15 protein-coding genes and 1 pseudogene are annotated in these 14757 nt (G+C 57.1%); 8 read left to right on the top strand and 8 right to left on the bottom strand.

The window, feature by feature from the left end:
* Positions 1-9 precede the first annotated feature (9 nt).
* Positions 10-255 (top strand): hypothetical protein, encoded by a 246-nt coding sequence (locus BB934_RS46800; RefSeq protein ID WP_157933998.1) that lies wholly within the window; start codon positions 10-12, stop codon positions 253-255.
* Positions 256-558: 303 nt separating this feature from the next.
* Positions 559-906 (top strand): hypothetical protein, encoded by a 348-nt coding sequence (locus BB934_RS03075; protein ID WP_157933997.1) that lies wholly within the window; start codon positions 559-561, stop codon positions 904-906.
* Positions 907-961: 55 nt separating this feature from the next.
* Here BB934_RS03075 and BB934_RS03070 read toward each other — a convergent pair whose 3' ends face one another.
* Positions 962-1228, bottom strand: a complete 267-nt coding sequence (locus BB934_RS03070) for a DUF6894 family protein (RefSeq protein WP_099508319.1) — start codon at positions 1226-1228, stop codon at positions 962-964.
* Positions 1229-1721: 493 nt separating this feature from the next.
* Here BB934_RS03070 and BB934_RS03065 point away from each other — a divergent pair, with 493 nt between their 5' ends.
* Both BB934_RS03065 and BB934_RS03060 read left to right on the top strand, forming a co-directional pair.
* On the top strand, positions 1722-2231 hold the full coding sequence (locus BB934_RS03065; RefSeq protein ID WP_099508318.1) for a lytic transglycosylase domain-containing protein: 510 nt from the start codon (positions 1722-1724) through the stop codon (positions 2229-2231).
* 157 nt (positions 2232-2388) lie between these two features.
* Positions 2389-2601, top strand: a complete 213-nt coding sequence (locus BB934_RS03060) for a hypothetical protein (protein ID WP_099508317.1) — start codon at positions 2389-2391, stop codon at positions 2599-2601.
* 369 nt (positions 2602-2970) lie between these two features.
* Here the strand turns inward: BB934_RS03060 and BB934_RS03055 are convergent, their stop codons facing one another.
* The 3 genes from BB934_RS03055 to istA form a co-directional block, all read right to left on the bottom strand.
* Complete coding sequence (locus BB934_RS03055; RefSeq protein ID WP_157933996.1) at positions 2971-4179, bottom strand: tyrosine-type recombinase/integrase; 1209 nt, start codon at positions 4177-4179, stop codon at positions 2971-2973.
* Positions 4180-4349: 170 nt separating this feature from the next.
* Complete coding sequence (gene istB / locus BB934_RS03050; protein WP_099508287.1) at positions 4350-5117, bottom strand: IS21-like element helper ATPase IstB; 768 nt, start codon at positions 5115-5117, stop codon at positions 4350-4352.
* Complete coding sequence (gene istA, locus BB934_RS03045) at positions 5114-6601, bottom strand: IS21 family transposase (protein ID WP_157933989.1); 1488 nt, start codon at positions 6599-6601, stop codon at positions 5114-5116. The genes istB and istA overlap by 4 nt, the downstream gene beginning before the upstream one ends.
* Positions 6602-6705: 104 nt before the next feature.
* Between istA and BB934_RS03040 the strand changes: the two genes are divergently transcribed.
* A complete protein-coding gene (locus tag BB934_RS03040; RefSeq protein WP_237050160.1) occupies positions 6706-7086 on the top strand; it encodes a DoxX family protein in 381 nt (126 codons plus the stop codon).
* A 16-nt stretch (positions 7087-7102) separates the two neighbouring features.
* Here the strand turns inward: BB934_RS03040 and BB934_RS03035 are convergent, their stop codons facing one another.
* The 3 genes from BB934_RS03035 to BB934_RS03025 all read right to left on the bottom strand — a co-directional run bounded on the left by BB934_RS03035 (position 7103) and on the right by BB934_RS03025 (position 8303).
* Entirely contained in the window at positions 7103-7639 is a 537-nt protein-coding gene (locus BB934_RS03035; RefSeq protein WP_099508314.1) for a hypothetical protein, read from the bottom strand.
* A 147-nt stretch (positions 7640-7786) separates the two neighbouring features.
* The gene (locus BB934_RS03030; protein WP_099508313.1) at positions 7787-7984 is read right to left on the bottom strand and encodes a M48 metallopeptidase family protein; all 198 of its coding nucleotides are present in this window, start codon (positions 7982-7984) and stop codon (positions 7787-7789) included.
* Positions 7985-8030: 46 nt separating this feature from the next.
* On the bottom strand, positions 8031-8303 hold the full coding sequence (locus BB934_RS03025) for a DUF1294 domain-containing protein (RefSeq protein WP_157933995.1): 273 nt from the start codon (positions 8301-8303) through the stop codon (positions 8031-8033).
* A 477-nt stretch (positions 8304-8780) separates the two neighbouring features.
* On the opposite strand from BB934_RS03025, the pseudogene BB934_RS48940 reads away from it, so the two are divergent.
* The 3 genes and pseudogenes from BB934_RS48940 to BB934_RS02995 form a co-directional block, all read left to right on the top strand.
* Positions 8781-9204 (top strand): annotated as a pseudogene (locus BB934_RS48940) (IS66 family transposase); the annotation flags it as partial.
* 403 nt (positions 9205-9607) lie between these two features.
* Positions 9608-12121: a hypothetical protein gene (locus tag BB934_RS46795; protein ID WP_157933994.1), complete on the top strand. Its 2514-nt coding sequence runs from the start codon at positions 9608-9610 to the stop codon at positions 12119-12121.
* Between the two features lie 279 nt (positions 12122-12400).
* Positions 12401-13567, top strand: a complete 1167-nt coding sequence (locus tag BB934_RS02995; RefSeq protein ID WP_099508306.1) for a calcium-binding protein — start codon at positions 12401-12403, stop codon at positions 13565-13567.
* A gap of 868 nt (positions 13568-14435) precedes the next feature.
* Here the strand turns inward: BB934_RS02995 and BB934_RS02985 are convergent.
* Entirely contained in the window at positions 14436-14735 is a 300-nt protein-coding gene (locus tag BB934_RS02985) for an SH3 domain-containing protein (protein WP_099508304.1), read from the bottom strand.
* Positions 14736-14757: the final 22 nt, after the last annotated feature.

Here is a 14757-nt window from a genome sequence, read left to right as displayed (position 1 = left end):
CATACTTTGGTGGCAAACCGCGTATTTATTCAGGGCGATCTACTTGCAAACTTCGAAGAGGCTCGGCTAAGACAGGGCACCCTAAGAAAGAAAAAGGCCACCCTTGCGAGCGGCCCGAAGTTTAGGGAGGAAACGCCCAAGAAGGGCTGCAACGCGGCGACGCCAATCGCCGTGTTGCACTGCAATAATTACGCCGCATCGCACAAGACGCAAGCTCAAAAGGGCGGCATGGCTGCTCCTTTTTGCGGCTGCTGACATGCCTTACCTGCATGCCTCGTGTTAGTGACGTTGAGCTATGTGAGCGCGAGGCTCACGCTCCAATGCTTCAGGCGCTCTCGCCGTCACTGGAATTAATGCCAACATTCATATCGTCTTTCAGAGCCCTTCTCAGCATGGGTCGTTCACCTCTTACTGACACCTGATACGTCGGCAGCTTGGCCATTTACGGGACAACCTATCCGGTGATCACGATTACCTTGTTGTATGGCTGCTGATTTGCTTGCGAAGCGTGACCTTGTCTGACAGTTTCCTGTGGTTTGACAACCAAAGGATTGCCTTATGAAATCGCCAGCTATGGGAGTGTGGACCTCGCGCTTACAGGAAGCCTCAGTTCGGGTGAGAGGTGCCTCGGGGCGCGTGAAGGTATGGGCGCAAGAGAGATCAGCGCGCAGGGCGCATGAGGCACCCACGGCGGCGGAATCAACCAATCCAGTTTACATTCTTGCCGCCATCACGCTTGGCATTCCGGCGTTGCTGCTGATCCCGCTGGTTGGGATGAACCCAGGAGTACAGGACGGCACCTTCACCACCGTGGTGACCTTCCTCGTAGCCTCGGCGTTCGTTACGGCGGCGGTGTTCGAGATCAAGAGGCTGGCTGATCAACGTTCTGATGCAGACAAGCATTAGGGTAGGAGGGGAGCGTTCAAGTCCTACAAGTGGATGCCACGACCGGCATTGGGTGTCACACATCCAGGTGGGGAGGGTCGCCATGACGCAAACCGGTCTGCAAGGCAAAAGTAAAGGGCACCGTCGCCACTTGATTCCGTGCCTCGTCCTGGATGTCCACGGACCAAGCCGCCCAGCGGTGAGGATCGTGTTTCTCGCTCATGAGGCTCAGAGCGGCCAGAAGAGCATATTGGATTGCTTCGGTGGAGTCGGCGCAGTCCTCCCCGCGAGCATCACAGGCTGACAAATGACCCCGGCGCAGATTGAAGAAATACCGGGGCATGAACCTTCAGCCCCTCAGGTCACGCCTGCTCGTGCAGGGCAGCGAGTTGCTGAACAAGGGGCTGTCGCCGTTGCTGATGCTGCTCGCGCAGCCGCTTCAGGCTCTGTGACTTTGCCAGAGCGCCCAAGGAGCTTTGGCTGACGGCTTTGCACTCGCACTCATAAGCCACGTCAATGTCGATCAAGGTGTCAATGACTGCCAGGAGCGAAGCCTTGGGATTGGAGCCACTCCGACGAGAAGAGAGCGGTTCGCCTTCGGGACGAGCGGTACGCGGCACAGGATTGGACACCCTATTGGCCCTGCCTTGCAGTGGGAAAGAACATAGCCATAGCGGGACAACAATCCTGCGTCTGTCGGATTTCCGACCGAGCGGTCTTGCTTGTGCGCGTTTACCGCGCCTTTACCATGAACCACTCGACGAGTGCTCTTACAGCCAAGCTGACTCGTTATTGCCACGATTGACCGGAGAATTGTCCCCAAACAAGGGGCTTTCATGATTTCTCGTCTTATTCTCGGCTGCGCTCTGCTGGCCTGCGCCTTACCGGCGGCTGCATCCGACCGTGCCTCTCTCGACGCGCTTGTGGCACAGCATGCTCAAGCCAACGGGATTCCTGAAGCCCTGGTGCATCGGATTATTCAGCGCGAGAGCGGCTACAACTCCCGCGCTTCAAACCGGGGCAACCTCGGCCTGATGCAAATCCGCTATGGAACGGCGCGAGCCATGGGCTACACCGGCCCCGCGTCGGGTCTCCTCGATGCGAACACCAATCTCGCCTATGCGGTCCCATATCTGGCCAATGCCTACAAGGTGGCCGGGGGCAATCCGAACCGCACCGTGTCTTTGTACTCCGGAGGCTACTACTACGCGGCCAAGCGCAAAGGTCTGCTGCGGGAGCTTCGCACCGGTCCCAACGAGCCGGTCACGACAGGTTCTGTGTCGGCTCCCTCTCCGTCGCTCGCCTCGTTGATCTCTTCAGTGTTCACACCCTCTGGGACCCGTTAGCTCCTGACGGGTCTGAACCACCCATCCACATACGCCGGAATCTGACCAAGTGCGGGAATCAGGACGTGCTGGACCAACTTGTAAGGGTGCGGCGCAGTATCTTGCACAGCCAAGCTCGGACCTCCAAATCTCGGGCAGAATCACCTGGAGGTCATTCATGCGGCAGAGTCCGCGCGGCTGGATCATGCCTGAAGCTGACATTCTTTTGCTGTTGAGGCTGATCGACGAGAGGATAAGCTCGCCCAAGACCGAGGTCCGACACCGCGACACCCTGATCCGGCTCCGAGACATCCTGGAAGGCGACCTGAACCGTTATCGGCAGGATGGGTTGCCTAAAGAGCAGGAAACTCAATCAGGGAAGGCGGCTTAAGGGAAGCTGAGTGACAATTGCCGGTCAGCGAAGATAAAGGTTTGGGAGCCAGTTAGGGGAGGGGCTGGCGGTGCGAAAGAGAGTGATGATCGAATGGGTGATAATAGAACAATTGGTCTTTCGCACCTTGACCTAAGTTCTTGTCTTTTTTAGTAAGTGCTATTCCGCCCCTGGGCACCACTCCTTTTCATTTCCCTCGCTTTCACAGCTACTTAGAGTATCTGCTGCCAAACCTTTAGCCTCGCTGGTTCGAAAGGTTTGGCAAAAACGGTCATGATCCGTTCCTGAGGCGACCGTGAAGATCAAAGCGGCGACGTTCAAAATGAGAAAGCCGCCCCTTAAGGGACGGCTCTCCGTTAGGCCCGATTCTCAGGCCGCCTGCTCGTACTTCTTGATCCATTTGTCGAGGACCGCTTCTGCACGTTGCTGGCGGGCGTACTCGCGGGAGTAGCGGTCGATCTCTTTCAGGGTCCTGTGTCCAGTGACTGCCATGATGTCGTGCGGGGTGTAGTCCTCACTGACCAGATGGACCACACAGGCTTTACGCAGCCCGTGGGCTGAGCACCCAGTCAGTCCAATCCTGTCGCATACGTCCCGAAACCAGTTCCCGAAGCTCTCCTTCGTATACGGCTGGCCGTTTTCCTGGACGAACCAGACTGTGCCTCCGAGGACGCCTTTAGCCCTGCTGGCATCGAGCACCGCTTGGAGCGGCGGCAGAATCGGAATATAGGCGGTCGCCTCCTTTTCCGTGCCCCGGTTCTTTTCCTGGACAACTGTCAGGAGACCATTGCGCAGTTTGTGCCAGCCGAGGTCCACGAAATCGCCACGGCGTTGGCCTGTGTAGAACAGGATTTCGAACGCAAGCCGCTCCTTCGTGCCGATTTCGTATTCGGACCGAAAAAGGTCGATTTCGTCCAATGTCCAAGTGTGCAGCCCTTTGCTGGAGCCCCTGTAGTAGGGCACGTCCTTGGCCCAGTTCGTAGGCACGAGATGAGGATAGGCGACTTTGGCGTATGCTAAGAGGCCACGCAGGTACTTTACGCGACTGTTGCCTGCCTCAGGCGTGAGAGGCTTCTCGATCAGGTCGCCCTTCCCATCTTCAACCTTCTGCCATTTGGCAGCCCGCTTGTGGAGAATTTCGACCGACTTGGTATTGAAGCTTGTTAGGGGGCAATCCCCAAAAGTGAACTTCGAACCTGGGCTAATCGGCTCACACCAGATGCTCTCGAATACAAGGCGGCGAGCCCGCTTGCCATCTTTCTTGAGCATTTTCCACTCGGTGCAGTTCGCAAAGTAGTCCTCGCAGAGCCAGCGCAAAGTGTGTTCAGTTGTGAGCTTCTGCTCTTCCTCTGGTCGGACCTTGTTTTGAACTTGGACCCGGTGCTTGGGCGGCGGCTGCCCTTCAAGACACGTGGCATAATCGGCAAAGAACTGTGCCCGCTCGGTGTACAAATCTGAGAACATACGAAAGGGCTTGGTGCCTGTGACCCCCTTCTTCCGGAAGTACACCATTGGCTTGCCATGCCTTGAGGCCCACGCCGAGCAGTGATCCGGGAGATCGGCGTTGAGCCTATCCAAGTGCGCCTGGAGAGCCCTCGGGCTCATCTTCGCAGATTTTCGTGTCAACGGCGGTTCAAAAGTCGACCACGGGGCGGCGCAAAACTGGGCCAGTGGCGGGCGCGCTGACCACATAGCTGGCGCGTGCCATGGCGCATTGGCCCCCTGGGCCAATTGTCATCGGGTTGATTTCAGGACGATGTTTGCCGTTTGCGCGATCGGCTATGAGCAAGACGGTAGCTCTCGCCGTTCATCTCGAGGATGCTGACATGGTGGGTCAGTCGGTCGAGAAGTGCGCCCGTAAGGCGTTCTGAGCCAAGGGTCTCGGTCCATTCGTCAAAGGGCAGATTGCTGGTTATGAGGGTGGCGCCGCGTTCGTAGCGTCGCGAGATCAGCTCGAACAGCAGCTCCGCCCCGGTCTTCGAGAGGGGCACGAAGCCCAGTTCGTCGATGATCAGCAGCTTGTATCCGGCCATCTGCCTCTGGAGACGAAGCAGGCGGCGCTCGTCACGGGCCTCCATCATCTCGCTGACCAGGGCAGAGGCTGTGGTGAAGCCGACGGACAGTCCCCTTTGGCAGGCGGCCAGCCCGAGCCCCAGGGCGATATGGGTCTTGCCGGTGCCGGAGGGGCCGAGGGCAATGACATTCTCGCGCCGCTCGATCCACTCGCCACGCGCCAGCTCTAGGACCTGCATCTTGTTCAGTCTCGGGATGGCGGCGAAGTCGAAGCTGTCGAGGCTTTTGACGGCCGGGAACTTCGCGGTCTTGATGCGCCGCTCGACCATCCGCCGCTCGCGGTCGATCAGCTCCATCTCCACGAGCCGGGCCAAGAAGCGGACATGGTCAAGCCCCTCGGTGGCGCATTGGCGGGCCAGCTTCTGGTGCTCGCGCAGGAATGTGGGCAGTTTGAGCGCCTTGAGGTGGTGGGCGAGCAAAATCTCGGGAGCTTCAGCGCTCATGCGGCATCCTCCGAGATCAGGCACATATAGGCCGCCGCCGATGTCTTCTCGACCCTGGCTTTCGGCAGATAGGGGTAAACATCGAGGTCCAGCCGCGGCGGTCTGCGCTCCACCCGGCACAGGACCAGATGCTTGACCGCATCGAAGCCGATCGCCCCCATCTGCAGGGCCTGCTTCACCGCAGCATGGAGATCCGGGAGATTGAAGAGTTCCAGCAGCCGCAGCACCTGCACATATTCGCGCCGGCCCTGCTTGTTCATGCGGACTTCCATCAAGCCGCGCAAGGTCGCGAACTCCTCGGGCAGGTCCCATCCCTGCAAAGGAGCGGCCTGATCGAGTGCGTTGATCTTGTTCTCGATCAACGGGAGGTAATGTAGCGGATTAAAGATCACCTCTTCCCGCTCGTAGCTGCGGGGATGGCGCGCAATGACCTCGCTGCGGCAGCCGATCACCACCTCGTCGACATAGCCCCGGATCCAGACATCCTGATGGCCCCAGGCCACGGGCACCGAGTAGTCGTTGGTCTTGTAGCGCACGAGCGACTGCGATGAGACGCGCCCGCTGGCCTGATCGCAGGCCTCAAATGGCGAGGCCGGCAGGGGACGCATGGCCGCGGTATCCCGCTGCAGGCGCTGGCCGATCGTCTCGGCCGGCCCCCGCAGCTTGTCATCCTGCCGCTTGCGGCATTGCCCCTCCAGCCAGGTGTTGAAGGTCTCCCAGCTCGGGAAGTTCGGGATTGGCACCATGAAGTTGCGACGGGAATAACCGACGAGGCCCTCCACATTCCCTTTGTCGTTCCCCTTGCCCGGACGACCGTAGCGATCCCGGATCACGTAGTGCGACAGGAAACCACTGAACAACGCCGCCCGCTTGCGCGTCCCGTCCGGCAGGATCTTTGCCACCAGGCAGCGGTCATTGTCATAGAGCACCGACTGCGGCACCGCACCGAAGAAGGCAAAGGCCTGGATGTGGCCGTCCACCCAGGCCTCAGACACAGCCGCGGGATAGGCCCGGACGAAACACGCATCGCTGTGCGGAAGATCAAGCACGAAGAAATGCGCTTTCTGCTCCACCCCGCCGATCACGACCACCGCCTCCCCGAAGTCGGCCTGCGCATGGCCGGGTGGGTGCGACAGCGGCACAAACATCTCCTGGCATCGCCGCTCGCGCTCGCGGATGTAGTCTTTGATCGTCGTATAGCCGCCGGTGAACCCATGCTCCTCCCGGAGCCGGTCAAACACCCGCTTCGCCGTATGGCGTTGCTTGCGGTGAACCGACCGATCGCCCTCCAGCCAGGCATCGATGATCGGGACGAACGTTTCCAGCTTCGGGCGCCGGACAGGAGCATGACGCCGATAGCCGGGCGGCTCCGCATAGGCCATCATCTTGCGAACGCTGTCGCGCGATATGTTGAAATGCTTCGCCGCCTCGCGCTGGCTCATGCCTTCAGAGCACGCCAGCCGAACCTTCCGGTAAAGTTCCACGGTGAAAATCCCCCAGCCCTCCCTGCAACCGGCAGAAAGGGAATAGGTGGACGACTTTTGCGCCGCCCGCAGCGGGTCTATCCCGCCGCTACCGTGGTCAAATTTTGCACCGCCGTTCTCACCTGCTTGTCGCGGCCCTTTTCCTGCCCTCCGGCTTCAACAAACTTATGACCTTTTCGGCCTTCGCGTCCTCACTCGCGGCCAAGGGCCTGCCGTATCCAGAAGTCGTTGCCGGGCTGCTGGTGGCGGTGGAGGTTCTCGGCCCCCTAGCTCTGATCGTTGGCCTGTGGCCGCGCCGGACGGCCGTGGTTCTGATCGGATTTACCGCGTTGACCCTTTGGATGACCTACGGCCAATCAGCGGTAGTATTGATCTTCCGCCCCCGGCAGAATGTGGATTTCTTCCAGGGCCTTGCCATCATCGGAGGGTTGCTATTCTACTTCGCCAGCGGGCCAGGAGGATGGAGCCGGACCTGCTTGCGGTGACGAGAGGCGACGGCGGCTAGGCGTCCGTCGCACCAGTCCCTCCATCCTTCTCCAGGCAGGATCGAAGAAAGGGGCGTAGCCGAGCGGGATAGAGGTCCAATGAAACCTTGGAGCTATCGCCAAACCACTCAATCAGATTGTCAGCAACCTCCGGCTTCCAAAGCCTTTCGATGGCTTCTTGAACGAGGTCATCTGAGATTGCGGGATCGTCCCAGGTGACCCCACCGTCCTCCTGCTGAACCATCTCCCATTCAAAATCCTGAGACAACCCCTCACATTTGTCGCGAGAGGGCCACGTAAGACGTATTGTCCATGTCTCTATATGAACCTCGCTCTTCAACCCTATTGCAGGAAGATCATCGCTGCCATCCAGAAGCATTTTGCTTTCGCATATAACTACAAGCGATGTTTCCGTTTGCTCTGCAATCTCCACTGTTCGCGATAACGGGGTGTCTTGGTAGAGCGTTAGCTCGTCAACCAGCTTGTCAACGAGATCATGTACGGCAGCCTCGTATTCGGGGCTAAACGATAATTGGTTGCTTTCAGGGCTCATTAGTGTGCTTCTCCAGAGATATGCAATTGCCGATCTGGCCGAAGTTGTGGGACGCCGACCGTGTGAGTGGAAGAAGGTCTAAGCTGCATCAACTCTTTGCAGTACTAGGAAGTTCTCGTGCCTGTCCAGCCATGTTTTTCGACTCTCTCAGTCCGGCAGGATCGCGCCGTCCGAGTTCCAGAACTCTAGGTCATGATTACGATGCCGGAGATGGCAGAGTTCGTGGACAACCGCGAACTCCAAGACCGTTTTCGGCGCGAAAATCAACTGCCAGTTCAGGTTGACAATCCGGTCGCGCCCACAACTTCCCCATAGATGTTTCTGGTCCCTGAGATCGACACGCATCGGCTTGTGACTTAGCAGGTAGGAAAGCCTCTGAAGAATGTACGTCTCAGGAGATAGCCGACAGGATAGCGCCCCGGACGGCGGGGATGAGCATCATGACAAGGATCGCCAAATGGGCACCTGCGATCATGTAAAGATTCGTACGAAAGGGTTCCTTGCGGGTCTTGTGTCGCATCCAGTGCTGAGTGGTAATGGCACCAACAATCCCGCCAATTGCTGCGATGGTGAGAAGGGTGCTCTCCTGTATCCGCCAGCGGTTAGTCCTGGCGCGGTGTTTGTCCCATGCGAATGCGGTGAACGCCACGACATTGATCGTCATGAAATATGCGACGACTAGGACTATGACATGTCCACCCACTGTGCTGAGGTCTCCTGCGCCCTTCACGCCGCTGGTTCGAACAACACTGCCAGCCTGAAGTTAAGTTTTTACCTCCGCAGCGCCGCCGCATCGCAGCGTTCTGATGTATGGGGCGCAGCAGGTGTCATCCGGATAGTAGCTCCCGATCAGTGTGGATTAAGCAATAGTTCTTTCAGCCACGTACCTGACGATGACCTCCATCTCGGGGGAAATCATGGCTGACAGGGCCGTACTGATTGGGCGACGGGTTGGATACCGGTGGCTACGGCGGAACAAAAATCCACGACTAGCGGTGAGTCTCGCAGTCGCCTCTGGTCTTCTGATTGTCTTTCTCGGTCTTCCACTGCCTGCCGTCGCCGACGAGTTCGATCCTCGTGCTACTCTGAAGGGAGCCGCTCCCCTTAACGACCGCTGGCAAGCCCGCGCCGCCGCGAATGTGAGGCCAGCGCGGATGTCCTTCCATTGCGTCTCAAGCTGTGGCTGCACCGGGCCTTTGCCCTGGCGGATGAGGTCGTAACGCTTGCCGCCTCGACCCTTGCCCACAAGCGCCACGCTCTGAAGCGCAGTCTGGAGGCGATCCTGGCCGCGCCGACAGCCTGCGATCTGGCCCGCGACCTCAGAACAAGTTCCGGTGAGCCCGCGATCAGCTTTTGACTTCGCCTATAGGCCCGGCATGGTTGACGCGACGAACAACGCCTGCGAACGCGCGCTCAGACCCGCCGTCATTCAGCGCAAGGTGACCAACGGTTATCGGGCCTTGTGGGCTGCCAAGGGGGGAGCGGACATAGGCAGGGTCGTTGACACGGCTCGTCTCGGCTCGGGAACCAACGCGGTCAAGACAATCCTTCAGACTGTTTCCGCCCGAACCTCAATTCGGAAAGGGGCGTGGACAATTACTCAAAAACTCAAAGATTTGTCTTCTTATCACAAGATTTTGTCTTCCTTTCACAAGTCAGATGAAAGGGGCCTGTATATTGTACAGTCAAACGCGGGCGCGTTCGAATATCACCGCGTTCAAGCATTCGAGCCAAAAGTATAAAAGAGTACTACCCGTATAACGAGGGTTCGATCTTCAGACTGTGTCCGCCCCAACCTCCGTGCGGACGGGGTGCCTGCGTAATTACACAGTAAAGCGCCCGCCAAAAGAATGATAACCGAACCTTGTTGACCTCAAACGGTAGTGGCTTTGACGAGGACCACGTTTTAACGAGCTTGGCCGTCGCACAGACGTGCCTATTAGTTACTTTGTTGCTTTGGGGGACTAAATGACATATCAGGATACGCAAACCAGCACTGCCGGTGGCGATACTTTGGTCGGAGGCGCAGGGGACACCCTCTTTGTTGTCGATCATCAGAATGTAGCGATTGCCGATGCAGGCGGAAACGATACGGTCCGAACATCGCTGAGCACCTATACCCTACCATGGAGTGGGTATTATCCGCCGAGCCCGACACAAATGCCGGGTCCGACAACGCTGGAAAATCTTGAATACTCCGGTAGCGGGAACTTCAACGGCACCGGCAATGATTTGAATAACAGCATCACGGGCGGTGATGGCAACGACACTCTTCAGGGTGGTAACGCCATGTCTCCCGGCGTCGTCGGTGGCGGCGACACACTGATCGGTGGCAATGGCGATGATCTTCTCTTCGGAGGGACGTACACTCCCGCCAGCCAGTCTATGCCGGAAAGCTTCTACGATCAGGACGAGGGTGACCGGCTCGAAGGCGGCGCTGGCAACGACACCTACGTGATCGGCAAGGGTGATGTGGTTGTTGAGGGTGCCGATGGTGGCAATGACACCGTCATCTATCGCCAGACCAATTACTACAACCCATCCAATCCAAACCCGGTAAACACCTATGTCCTCACTGACAACGTCGAGAACCTGATGGTTTATCCATCAGGTGGCAGCTACTCTCTTGTCGGCAACGGTCTCAACAACGTGATCAAGATCGCCGTTGGCGATCAGTCAGGATACTATTCGGAGGCAACGCTCGATGGTGGTGATGGCGCTGACACGCTGATTGGTGGCAATGGTTCCGACACCTATCACGTGAACAGCACCGACGATGTCGTGCAAGATTTCGGCAGCGGCGGCAACGATACGATTGTCACGACTCTGAACGAATACACCCTCGGCAACGACTTCGAAACCCTTGTATTCTCTGGTACGGGTAACTTCGTCGGTTACGGAAACGAGAACGATAACACCATCGTTGGTGGCAATGGCGACGATACCATCTACGGTGGCGGCGGTTGGGATCAACTTTCTGGTGGGCTTGGTGACGACTACTACGTCATTGATGGCAACAGCGAGGTTATGATTGAAGAATCCGTCAATGGTGGCACGGACACCGCCGAATATCATGGCGGTGGCTGGTTCGTTCTCGCAGACAATGTTGAGAATGCCGTTTGGGCGGAGATGGGCAGCGTCGAGATCACGGGCAATGCCAGCAACAATTCCATCTCAACGGGTGACGGTAATGACACCCTCAGTGGTGGCAACGGTGACGATGGGTCTGACACCTTGTCGGGGGGCGGCGGCGATGACACCTACATCGTCAGCGAAGGAGACGTTGTAATCGAGGGTAATGGCGGTGGATTTGACAGGGTGGTATCGTTCACCACGAGCTATACCTTGGGAGCCAATTTCGAGAACCTATCCCTTGAAACCGGCAGCAACGGAACCGGCAACGAACTCGCAAACGTGGTCGAGGGCAACGGCGGCTTCAACATCCTGAAGGGTGAACTTGGCGCTGATACCATCAGCGGCTATGACGGCAGGGACACCATTGATGGCGGTGACGACAACGACTGGCTGTTCGGCGGCAACGGCAACGATTTGGTCGGTGGTGGCGAAGGTAGCGACGCAATTTTTGGCGATGCTGGAGATGACACGCTGAACGGCGGAGCCGGAAATGACACCATTGTCAGCGGTAGTGGCAACGACTCCGTCAATGGTGGTGATGGCTACGACTATCTCGACATCAGCGGTGCACGGACGGATTTCTCCTTCAAGGTGAACGCTGATGGCTCTGTCACACTGACCGATACATGGATGTTTGACGGCAACCTCGGCACTGAAACGATCATCGGGGTTGAAGGTATTCACTTCAGCGATGGCCTGCTGAGCGTAGCAGACCTTCTGAAGATGCCTGAGGGCCAGATCACGTTCCCTCAGGGGCCAAAGGGCGACCCAGGACCTCAAGGACCAACTGGACCTCAGGGACCGACCGGGCCGCAAGGTCCTCAAGGACCGACTGTAACGGTGACAGTGACTCCAGCGATTCAGGGAGATACGACACCAGCCAATGATCGTATCACCGGCACTGATGGTAATGATTCAATCCGTGGCATGGGCGGCAATGACTCAATCATTGGCGGCGGCGGAGATGACTGGCTCTTCGGCGGAACCGGTAAGGACACCCTGACCGGCGGCGCTGGTAAAGATGTCTTCTTCTTCGATACCAAACCAAACAAGTCGTCCAACATCGATAAGATCACGGACTTTAATGTGAAGGACGACTCAATCTACTTGGAGAACTCCATCTTCAAGGCGATTGGGAAGGGCTCAGCAACAAAGCCTGGAGCGCTTAAGAGCGGCTACTTCTATGTGGGTACCAAGGCTCACGATAAGGATGATCACCTGATCTACAACAAGAAGACTGGAGCAGTGTACTACGACGCTGACGGCACAGGCTCCCAGGCTCAGGTGCAGATTGCAACGCTCTCGAAGAACCTTAAAATGACGTACAAGGATTTCTTCGTAATCTGACTCAAACAGAGCCACCTGGAAATCCAGGTGGCTCTTCCACTCACAGGACGCTCCTTCATAGGTCTCACTCGCATTTCGCAAGAATGCCCCAGTAGTCAGCCCGAACGTTTGAATTACCTAACTCCAGGAAGTGGGCTCCACAATCCGGATCATTCATTCTTGCCATTAGGCCTCTACCCGGCACCATCCTGCGACCAAAGTTGCTGACTGAATCTGTTGCCGAATAACTGCGTTTAGTTATGCCCGCGTCGGGCTCATGGATGTCCAAGGACAATAAATGTGGCGAACTTTTCTATCTCAAATCTCGCAGGCCAGGGCCTGGATATGCGTTACGCGGCCTTCGGCCTTTCATACCAGGGTGAAAGCTCGTTCTGGATCGACGATCACTATGATCAGATCACAAGCTACGGTACCGCCCTGTTCGGGATGAACTTCAATCCAGTCATCAATCAGTACGATATCCATTACAAGCAACTCGGCCCGGACTATTTCGCGGTCGATATGATCCGCGCAGGCAAGAACGGTGTCACCCTTTTCGAGGGTAAGAACCTCAACCTTGTTGGCTCGTCGTCAGCAGTGATCGGCCTTAACGTTTCCTATGATGTAGTCATGGCCGAGAGTGATTCTATCGACGGCAATGATTACGCCGACTATGTGTTTGCCGGAAATGGCAACGATTATGTATTCACCTACGCCGGGAACGACGAGATTAACGGCGACGCAGGAAACGACTACATCAATGCTGGCGTGGGCACCGACCTGATCTATTACAATGGGCTCAGCTATAACTTTGTTTTCTCAAGGAACTATGACGGGTCGATCCAGATCACCGATCTGACTGGGACGTTCGGTTCCGACACAGTCTATAACGCTGAATTGGTGAGCTTCTCGAACGGCGTGTTCGATATCTCTGCGTTGCTTCCTGCCGTCACGCCGCCGGTCGTCCTGCTGCCTCCGACCCCGCCTTCTCCGGAAGATACCTACGCCGGGCACGACAGCCTCTCCGGCACGGGTGGTGCGGACCATCTCAAGGGTTACGCTGGAAACGACGTTTTGAAGGGCGGCGCAGGCAACGACTTCCTTTATGGCGGTACTGGCAACGACAAGCTTTACGGCGGCGCAGGCAAAGATACCTTCGTGTTCGACACCATGCCACATAAGAGCACGAACAAGGATGCCATCCTGGACTTCAAGGTTGTGGATGACACGATCCGCCTGGACCACGCCGTCTTCACGAAGGTGGGCTCCAACGGCACCCTGAAATCGTCGGCCTTCTGGACCAATAATACCGGCAAGGCTCACGATAAGGACGACCGGATCATCTACGACAAAGACAGCGGCGTTCTCTACTATGACGCGGATGGATCGGGGAAGGGAGCGTCCGTGGCATTCGCGACGATTAGCAAAAACCTCGCACTGACGAACAAAGATTTCGTCATCATTTGACGAGATGGGCCTCAGTTAAAGACAAAAGCCCCAGATCGCTCTGGGGTTTTTACGATCTCTAAAACAAGAACGGGCGACTCTGAGATAGCCCGCTTCATTTGTTACGTTCTTCCTGATCAGCAAGATCGTAGCCTTCGTCTGCATAAGGCCTGCCACAGTTCTGATCAAAACCTCGCCGTCTGAGCCCTACCGCGCGAGCCTATCGTATGACGAATAGTAGCTCTCTACTGGCGTAGGCGAAGCAACGGTTCTTTAAGTTCCTCGCCAGACGATGATCCCCATGCCGGAGGGAGCGTCATGGCTTACAGGACAATGCCGTCTGTGCGGCAGGCCATGTTTCTGTGGCGACGGCAGAAGCGGCCTCTCCGGCTCAATCGGAATCTTGTAGCCGCTGTCTTCCTTTTGACCGTCCTTGGACCTTTACGACCTACGCTTGCCGACGAGTTCGACCTGCTTGCTGCGATCAAGGGTGCGGCTCCACTCAATGATCTCTGGCAGGCCTGCGCCGCCGCATATGTGAAACCACGGATCGAATCCAGGCAATCCTCAGTGGCAGTTGTCGGAAATGCCCTCCGGAAATGTCGGACGGAGGAAGGAAGATTGCGGCGTTTTCTGGTAGGGAAAGTCGGTCGAAAATCGGCAGGGACTGTGATCAGTCAGCTTAGGGAGAAGTACCGGTCAGACCTGATTACGATCATCGATGCGCGCCGGAAAGGCGATTAGTCCTGGTACGGGATCGAAAACGTCATTTCTAGTAGAGCTATGCGGTTTCCGGGACACTAGCGGTGGAGCAAGCATCCTCCAGCCTGTTCATGCTGAAAAGCGACAGATCAAGTTGGCTGGTTCCCTTGGTCGCGAGAGCAGCCACCTACTCAGACATAGGCCCGCCGCGCCGGACCTCGCGCGATAGGAATGCCGTATAAGCCCACCCTTCAACACCATTGTATTGAACGAAAACCCAGTTGCCTTCTCGTTCACCAGTTTTCGCAATGCCGGTACCGTCGGGTGGGATCACGCCGACAATCCGGCTCTGGTTCGTCGGGAACTCCCGAATGTTGAGAACATCGTTCTTGCGAACTCCCATGACGCGGAGCGTGGTCTGTGCCAAGGCAGGCACAGACGCAAATAGGAACAGGGACAGGGCACCAGCAGCTATATACTTGAACATGTTTTCTCCACGGATTGAGGGG

Source organism: Microvirga ossetica, assembly GCF_002741015.1.
In the GTDB taxonomy this organism is placed as follows: Bacteria; Pseudomonadota; Alphaproteobacteria; order Rhizobiales; family Beijerinckiaceae; genus Microvirga; species Microvirga ossetica.
The sequence above is the reverse complement of the archived record's forward strand: the minus strand, read 5'-3'. Positions and strand labels throughout refer to the sequence as shown.

Excerpts from the sequence above, each read along its gene's own strand:
- BB934_RS03075 (WP_157933997.1), top strand. The coding sequence starts at position 559 with ATGAAATCGCCAGCTATGGGAGTGTGGACCTCGCGCTTACAGGAAGCC.
- BB934_RS03070 (WP_099508319.1), bottom strand. The coding sequence starts at position 1,228 with ATGCCCCGGTATTTCTTCAATCTGCGCCGGGGTCATTTGTCAGCCTGT.
- BB934_RS03065 (WP_099508318.1), top strand. The coding sequence starts at position 1,722 with ATGATTTCTCGTCTTATTCTCGGCTGCGCTCTGCTGGCCTGCGCCTTA.
- BB934_RS03060 (WP_099508317.1), top strand. The coding sequence starts at position 2,389 with ATGCGGCAGAGTCCGCGCGGCTGGATCATGCCTGAAGCTGACATTCTT.
- istB (WP_099508287.1), bottom strand. The coding sequence starts at position 5,117 with ATGAGCGCTGAAGCTCCCGAGATTTTGCTCGCCCACCACCTCAAGGCG.
- BB934_RS03035 (WP_099508314.1), bottom strand. The coding sequence starts at position 7,639 with ATGAGCCCTGAAAGCAACCAATTATCGTTTAGCCCCGAATACGAGGCT.
- BB934_RS03030 (WP_099508313.1), bottom strand. The coding sequence starts at position 7,984 with ATGCGTGTCGATCTCAGGGACCAGAAACATCTATGGGGAAGTTGTGGG.
- BB934_RS03025 (WP_157933995.1), bottom strand. The coding sequence starts at position 8,303 with ATGACGATCAATGTCGTGGCGTTCACCGCATTCGCATGGGACAAACAC.
- BB934_RS46795 (WP_157933994.1), top strand. The coding sequence starts at position 9,608 with ATGACATATCAGGATACGCAAACCAGCACTGCCGGTGGCGATACTTTG.
- BB934_RS02985 (WP_099508304.1), bottom strand. The coding sequence starts at position 14,735 with ATGTTCAAGTATATAGCTGCTGGTGCCCTGTCCCTGTTCCTATTTGCG.